The organism is Pseudomonas sp. GM55 (assembly GCF_000282395.1).
Classification (GTDB): Bacteria; Pseudomonadota; Gammaproteobacteria; order Pseudomonadales; family Pseudomonadaceae; genus Aquipseudomonas; species Aquipseudomonas fluorescens_CC.
Window position 1 is genome coordinate 1 of the sequence record NZ_AKJJ01000074.1, and the last position, 6,109, is coordinate 6,109.

The 6,109-nt window shown below is 61.0% G+C and carries 7 protein-coding genes; 6 read left to right on the plus strand and 1 reads right to left on the minus strand.

Going from position 1 to position 6,109, the window contains the following annotated elements; all coding sequences use genetic code 11:
* Positions 1 to 12 precede the first annotated feature (12 nt).
* On the minus strand, positions 13 to 687 hold the full coding sequence (locus PMI31_RS19580) for an alpha/beta family hydrolase (protein ID WP_008020033.1): 675 nt from the start codon (positions 685 to 687) through the stop codon (positions 13 to 15).
* Between the two features lie 94 nt (positions 688 to 781).
* Between PMI31_RS19580 and ccoN (PMI31_RS19585) the strand changes: the two genes are divergently transcribed.
* The 6 genes from ccoN (PMI31_RS19585) to PMI31_RS19610 all read left to right on the plus strand — a co-directional run.
* Complete coding sequence (gene ccoN, locus PMI31_RS19585; RefSeq protein WP_008020034.1) at positions 782 to 2,206, plus strand: cytochrome-c oxidase, cbb3-type subunit I; 1,425 nt, start codon at positions 782 to 784, stop codon at positions 2,204 to 2,206.
* Between the two features lie 10 nt (positions 2,207 to 2,216).
* Positions 2,217 to 2,825 carry a cytochrome-c oxidase, cbb3-type subunit II gene (ccoO, locus tag PMI31_RS19590; protein ID WP_008020035.1) on the plus strand — a complete coding sequence of 203 codons (609 nt, stop codon included), beginning with the start codon at positions 2,217 to 2,219 and terminating at the stop codon, positions 2,823 to 2,825.
* Positions 2,826 to 2,828: 3 nt separating this feature from the next.
* The gene (locus PMI31_RS19595; protein WP_008020036.1) at positions 2,829 to 3,026 is read left to right on the plus strand and encodes a cbb3-type cytochrome oxidase subunit 3; all 198 of its coding nucleotides are present in this window, start codon (positions 2,829 to 2,831) and stop codon (positions 3,024 to 3,026) included.
* On the plus strand, positions 3,023 to 3,976 hold the full coding sequence (gene ccoP / locus PMI31_RS19600; RefSeq protein ID WP_008020037.1) for a cytochrome-c oxidase, cbb3-type subunit III: 954 nt from the start codon (positions 3,023 to 3,025) through the stop codon (positions 3,974 to 3,976). Before PMI31_RS19595 ends, ccoP begins: the two co-directional genes overlap by 4 nt.
* 482 nt (positions 3,977 to 4,458) lie before the next feature.
* The gene (gene ccoN / locus PMI31_RS19605; RefSeq protein ID WP_008020038.1) at positions 4,459 to 5,898 is read left to right on the plus strand and encodes a cytochrome-c oxidase, cbb3-type subunit I; all 1,440 of its coding nucleotides are present in this window, start codon (positions 4,459 to 4,461) and stop codon (positions 5,896 to 5,898) included.
* A partial coding sequence (locus PMI31_RS19610; RefSeq protein ID WP_007960351.1) for a cbb3-type cytochrome c oxidase subunit II occupies positions 5,898 to 6,109 on the plus strand: 212 nt, incomplete at its 3' end. The genes ccoN (PMI31_RS19605) and PMI31_RS19610, both read left to right, overlap by 1 nt.

The window sequence follows — 6,109 nt, forward strand, 5'->3', positions numbered from 1 at the left end:
GCAAGCCAGCTCCTACAGAAATGCTGCCACTTTCTGCGCCGCAGCCGCCAAATGCTGCTCATGGGTAAACCCCGAAGCCTTCAACGGCTTCAAGTCATGATCCCCCGCCACCAGCCAGAACACTTCGATACCCGGCGATAGCGCATACCCCTCGACCGCCTCACGATTGCCCAGTGCATCGCGCTCGCCCTGTACGATCAGGGTCCGCGTCTTCAGCCCGGCCAAATGCTCGACCCGTGGTTTCTCCGGTTTGCCCACCGCATAGAACGGATAACCCAGGCACACCAGCGCATCCGCCCCCAACTCATCGACCAGCAGACTGGCCATACGCCCGCCCATGGACTTGCCGCCGATGGCCAGCGACCCAGTGACATGGCGTCGCACCTGGGCATGCACCTCGCGCCAGCATTCCAGCAGTTTCGGCGCTGGGTTCGGCGGGCGCTTACCGCCGTCGATGCGCCGCTGCGCCATGTACGGAAACTCGAAGCGCAATACGTTGACGCCTTGAGCGGCGAGGCGTACAGCCATGTCGCTCATCCAGGCGCTGTCCATCGGCGCACCGGCGCCATGGGCGAGAATCAGCGTCGCCGATGCCGGCACAACAGCCGCATTCCACAACCATCCATGATCCCGCACGCACTGCGCCCATTGATCCCCGTCAATACCGGCCTTGTGCCCTTTGTCCATGCTTGCCTCGCTTTCAGTCTGCCTATAACTCCGGCCGAAGGGTGCACTGCCTTGCGCTGCGCGCTCACTTCGGCTGAACCGTGGATGGGGAACCATGAACACTTCTATCAGTACCGCCTACAACTACAAGGTGGTCCGCCAATTCGCCATTATGACGGTGGTGTGGGGCATCGTCGGCATGGGGCTCGGGGTTTTTCTCGCGGCCCAGTTGGTCTGGCCCGAACTCAACTTCAATTTGCCGTGGACCAGCTTCGGGCGTTTGCGCCCGCTGCACACCAATGCGGTGATCTTCGCCTTTGGCGGCTGCGCCCTGTTCGCCAGTTCGTTCTACTCGGTGCAACGCACCTGCCAGACGCAATTGTTTGCGCCGAAAATCGCCGCGTTCTGCTTCTGGGGCTGGCAGCTTGTAATTCTCTTGGCGGCCATCAGCCTGCCGCTGGGCTACACCAGTTCCAAGGAATACGCCGAACTGGAATGGCCGATCGACATCCTGATCACCATCGTCTGGGTCGCCTACGCCATCGTGTTCTTCGGCACGATCATGCAGCGCAAGACCAAGCACATCTATGTCGGTAACTGGTTCTTCGGTGGATTCATCATCACCGTGGCGATCCTGCACATCGTCAACAACATGGAACTGCCGGTCAGCTTCACCAAGTCCTACTCGCTGTACTCCGGTGCCACCGATGCGATGGTGCAATGGTGGTACGGCCACAACGCCGTAGGCTTTTTCCTCACCGCCGGTTTCCTCGGGATGATGTACTACTTCGTGCCGAAACAGGCCGAGCGCCCGGTGTATTCCTATCGCCTGTCGATCGTGCACTTCTGGGCGCTGATCACCCTGTACATCTGGGCCGGCCCGCACCACTTGCACTACACCGCGCTGCCGGACTGGGCGCAGTCGCTGGGCATGGTGATGTCGCTGATCCTGCTGGCGCCGAGCTGGGGCGGGATGATCAACGGCATGATGACCCTGTCGGGCGCCTGGCATAAGTTGCGCAGCGACCCGATCCTGCGTTTCCTCGTGGTGTCGCTGGCGTTCTACGGCATGTCGACCTTCGAAGGGCCGATGATGGCGATCAAGACGGTCAACGCCCTCTCCCACTACACCGACTGGACCATCGGCCACGTACACGCCGGCGCGCTCGGCTGGGTGGCGATGATCTCCATCGGCGCGCTGTACCACATGATCCCGAAAGTCTTCGGACGCGAGCAGATGCACAGTATCGGCTTGATCAACGCGCACTTCTGGCTCGCCACTATCGGCACCGTTCTGTACATCGCCTCGATGTGGGTCAACGGGATCGCCCAGGGCCTGATGTGGCGTGCGGTGAACGAGGACGGCACGCTGACTTACTCCTTCGTCGAGACCCTGGTGGCCAGCCATCCGGGCTTCGTCGTGCGGCTGGTGGGCGGGGCGATCTTCCTCAGCGGCATGTTGCTGATGGCCTACAACACCTGGCGCACCGTGCGGGCCTCGCAGCCTGCCGAAGTCGCCGCTGCCGCGCAGATGGCCTGAGGAGTCCGCCATGAAACACGAAACTATCGAGAAAAACGTCGGCCTGTTGCTGTTGCTGATGATCCTGGCCGTGAGCATCGGCGGCCTGACCCAGATCGTCCCGCTGTTCTTCCAGGACGTGACCAACAAACCGGTGGAAGGCATGAAGCCCTACACCGCGCTGCAACTGGAAGGCCGCGACATCTATATCCGCGAAGGCTGCGTCGGCTGTCATTCACAGATGATCCGTCCGTTCCGTGCCGAGACCGAACGCTACGGGCACTACTCGGTGGCCGGTGAAAGCGTCTGGGATCACCCGTTCCTGTGGGGCTCGAAACGCACCGGACCAGACCTGGCGCGGGTCGGCGCGCGCTACTCGGATGACTGGCACCGGGCGCACCTGTACAACCCGCGCAACGTCGTGCCGGAGTCGAAGATGCCGGCCTACCCGTGGCTGGTGGCCAATCAGCTCGACAGCAGTCATACCGAAACCAAGATCAAGGCCATGCGCACCCTGGGCGTGCCGTACACCGACGAAGACATCACCGGCGCCGTCGCTTCGCTCAAGGGCAAGAGCGAGATGGATGCGCTGGTCGCCTATCTGCAAGTGCTCGGCACTGCCATCAAGAGCAAGAGGTGAGCCATGGTTGTTGAGATGAGCACTGGAATGATCCGCGGCCTGGGCACGGTCGTGGTGTTCGTGGCCTTCGTCGGCCTGACCCTGTGGGTGTTCAGCGGCAAGCGCGGTCCGGCATTCGCCGAAGCGCGCCTGCTGCCGTTTGCCGACGAGCCACAACCCGACATCACCGAAGAATCAGCAACAAGGAGTACCCGGCCATGACCACCTTCTGGAGTACGTGGATCTGCGTACTGACCATCGGCAGCCTGATCGGCCTGACCTGGCTGCTGATCGGCACCCGCAAGGGTGAAACCAAGGGCAGCGTCGACCAGACCATGGGCCACAGCTTCGACGGCATCGAGGAGTATGACAACCCGTTGCCGCAATGGTGGTTCATGCTGTTCGCCGGCACCCTGGTGTTTGCGGTCGGCTACCTGATCCTCTATCCCGGCCTCGGCAACTGGAAAGGCATCCTCCCCGGCTATGAAAACGGCTGGACCGGTGTGCACGAGTGGGAAAAGGAAATGGCCAAGGCTGACGCGAAGTTCGGGCCGATCTTCGCCAGGTTCGCGGCGATGCCCGTGGAAGAAGTGGCCAAGGACCCACAGGCGCTGAAAATGGGCGGCCGCCTGTTTGCCTCCAACTGCTCGGTGTGCCACGGCTCGGATGCCAAGGGTGCATACGGCTTCCCCAACCTGACCGACAGCGACTGGCGCTGGGGCGGCAGCGCAGAAACCATCAAGACCACCATCATGGGTGGCCGGATGGCGGCGATGCCGGCCTGGGGTGAAGTCCTGGGGGAAGAAGGCGTGAAGAACGTCGCCGCTTACGTGCGCCATGGTCTGGCCGGCCTGCCGTTGCCTGCCGACAGCAAAGCCGACCTGCAGGCCGGACAGCAGGCATTCAGTACCACCTGCGTCGCCTGTCACGGGGCAAACGGCCAGGGCACTGAAGCCATGGGCGCGCCGAACCTGACGCACCCGACCGGCTTCATCTACGGCACCAGCCTGACGCAGCTCGAACAAACGATCCGTCATGGTCGCCAAGGTCATATGCCGGCGCAAAACGAACTGCTCGGCAACGATAAGGTGCAATTGCTGGCCGCGTATGTGTACAGCCTGTCCCACGGTTTGAATACCGAGCGCTTGCAGGCTGAAGACAACCGCGAATAAATCCCGACCGCTCTGCTGCCGCATTCTCCCGGATGCGGCAGTTCCCTGCCCCTTTGCGACCCATTGTCGCACCCTCGCACAGACTTTCTTTCGGAACCCCGGATTCGAGTCTAAGCTTCCCCCCATGCGGACTGGCCGGTGCCGGTTCCAGGTCGACCCTGAACGATGTGTTCGACGAATCTGCCCGATGACAGGCCGCAAAGGCTGGTAGATACCGGCTGTCGCGCCAATTGCCTTCGGTCAGCCAAACGTTGCGTTTGAACACACCCCGTTACATCCGACCTGACCCCCTCGCCTGATCAGTCCGACGGGACAATTTGCCCACGGGTATTTTTGTCCCTACGCGGCGCATGGAAAGGCCGCAGAATCAGCATTTGAAAGCATTGACCAAGGTCATGGCGCGTTGCAATGACCCCCTGCTTTCTCCATACTTGCGGCCGATTTTTAATCCTAATAAAACACCCAAACCGTGGAACCTTAGAATGAGCACAGCAATCAGTCCGACTGCTTATAACTATAAGGTAGTCCGCCAGTTCGCCATCATGACGGTGGTCTGGGGGATCCTTGGCATGGGGCTCGGTGTCTTCATCGCCTCACAGCTCGTATGGCCGGAATTGAACTTCGGTCTGCCGTGGACGACTTTTGGACGCTTACGCCCGTTGCACACCAACCTGGTGATTTTCGCCTTCGGTGGATGTGCACTGTTTGCCACTTCTTATTATGTCGTGCAGCGAACCTGCCAAACGCGACTGATTTCCGACAGCCTCGCCGCCTTCACCTTCTGGGGATGGCAAGCGGTGATTGTCGGCGCGATCATTACCTTGCCGATGGGTTTCACCACCACCAAGGAATACGCGGAACTGGAATGGCCCCTGGCTATTCTGCTGGCCATTGTCTGGGTCACCTACGGTCTGGTGTTCTTCGGCACCATCGTCAAGCGCAAGACCAAGCACATCTATGTGGGTAACTGGTTCTACGGCGCGTTCATCGTCGTGACCGCGATGCTGCACATCGTCAACCACATGTCGCTGCCGGTCAGCCTGTTCAAGTCCTACTCGGCCTACTCGGGTGCGACCGACGCGATGATCCAGTGGTGGTACGGCCACAACGCCGTGGGCTTCTTCCTGACCACCGGCTTCCTGGGGATGATGTACTACTTCGTGCCGAAACAGGCCGAGCGTCCGATCTACTCCTATCGCCTGTCGATCGTGCACTTCTGGGCGCTGATCACCCTGTACATCTGGGCCGGTCCGCACCACTTGCACTACACCGCCCTGCCGGACTGGGCTCAGTCCCTGGGCATGGCCATGTCGATCATCCTGCTGGCGCCGAGCTGGGGCGGCATGATCAACGGCATGATGACCCTGTCGGGCGCCTGGCATAAGCTGCGCACCGACCCGATCCTGCGCTTCCTCGTGGTGTCCCTGGCGTTCTATGGCATGTCGACCTTCGAAGGTCCGATGATGGCCATCAAGACCGTCAACTCCCTCTCGCACTACACCGACTGGACCATCGGCCACGTACACGCCGGCGCTCTGGGCTGGGTGGCGATGATCTCGATCGGCGCGATCTACCACATGATCCCGAAACTGTTCGGTCGTGCGCAGATGCACAGCACCGGCCTGATCAACACGCACTTCTGGCTCGCGACCATCGGTACCGTTCTGTACATCGCTTCGATGTGGGTCAACGGCATCACCCAAGGCCTGATGTGGCGTGCAATCAACGACGACGGCACCCTCACCTACTCGTTCGTCGAAGCGCTGCAAGCCAGCCACCCTGGCTTCATCGTTCGCGCCCTGGGCGGTGCGTTCTTCGCCACCGGCATGCTGTTCATGGCCTACAACGTTTTCCGTACCGTACGCGCCTCGAACCCGGCAGAAGCTGAAGCCGCCGAAAAGATCGTAGTTGGAGCTCACTGATGAAGCATGAAGCAGTCGAGAAGAATATTGGCCTGCTGGCCTTCTTCATGGTCATCGCCGTCAGCGTCGGCGGCCTGACCCAGATCGTTCCGCTGTTTTTCCAGGATGTCACCAACAAGCCGGTCGAGGGCATGAAGCCTCGCACCGCCCTTGAACTGGAAGGCCGGGACGTTTATATCGCCAACGGTTGTGTCGGCTGCCACTCGCAGAT

Coding starts and splice junctions, on each gene's coding strand:
- ccoN (WP_008020038.1), top strand. CDS start 4,459: ATGAGCACAGCAATCAGTCCGACTGCTTATAACTATAAGGTAGTCCGC.
- ccoP (WP_008020037.1), top strand. CDS start 3,023: ATGACCACCTTCTGGAGTACGTGGATCTGCGTACTGACCATCGGCAGC.
- PMI31_RS19580 (WP_008020033.1), bottom strand. CDS start 687: ATGGACAAAGGGCACAAGGCCGGTATTGACGGGGATCAATGGGCGCAG.
- ccoN (WP_008020034.1), top strand. CDS start 782: ATGAACACTTCTATCAGTACCGCCTACAACTACAAGGTGGTCCGCCAA.
- PMI31_RS19595 (WP_008020036.1), top strand. CDS start 2,829: ATGGTTGTTGAGATGAGCACTGGAATGATCCGCGGCCTGGGCACGGTC.
- ccoO (WP_008020035.1), top strand. CDS start 2,217: ATGAAACACGAAACTATCGAGAAAAACGTCGGCCTGTTGCTGTTGCTG.